Here is a 497-nt window from a genome sequence, read left to right on the forward strand (position 1 = left end):
ACAGGAATAAATTATGCTTTAAAATCTAAACAAATTTAAAAATAGATTTTCCAAGAGTTCCTTACCCGGCAGATCATGTGTAATTCTGGCAATTGGTGAAGCTTGGCGGGGAATTGCGACAATTTCATTTTCTGGAAAGTCCGGTCTTGGAAGATTCAATTACAACTTATCCTGAGGGCGGGGACAACAAGATCACGAGGAAGATCACCAAAACCAGTCCGGGCTTCGAACTCACCAGTGAAGAAGAAAAAATTGGAAAAGTTTGGATCAACGATGTGCAGTATTTTGACAATGTTCCAGAAATAGCCTGGGAATTCTACATTGGCGGCTATTAACCTGCTCAAAAATGACTAAAGGACATGAAGGACAGGACGTTAAGTTTTGAAGACATTCTTCATTATCAGAAGATCATTGTGGATCAATTATTTGTAACTGAAGGTAAAAGAGGACTACGTATTTTTTGAACGTCTCATTTTTGCCGCAATGTCGGCAGTACG

At 39.2% G+C, this 497-nt stretch carries 1 protein-coding gene; it reads left to right on the forward strand.

Annotated elements, in window-relative coordinates:
* Positions 1-113: 113 nt before the first annotated feature.
* Positions 114-335: a type ISP restriction/modification enzyme gene (locus tag HC176_RS20070; RefSeq protein ID WP_245234926.1), complete on the forward strand. Its 222-nt coding sequence runs from the start codon at positions 114-116 to the stop codon at positions 333-335.
* The last annotated feature ends 162 nt before the right edge of the window (positions 336-497 follow it).

It is taken from the genome of Tamlana crocina (assembly GCF_012037625.1).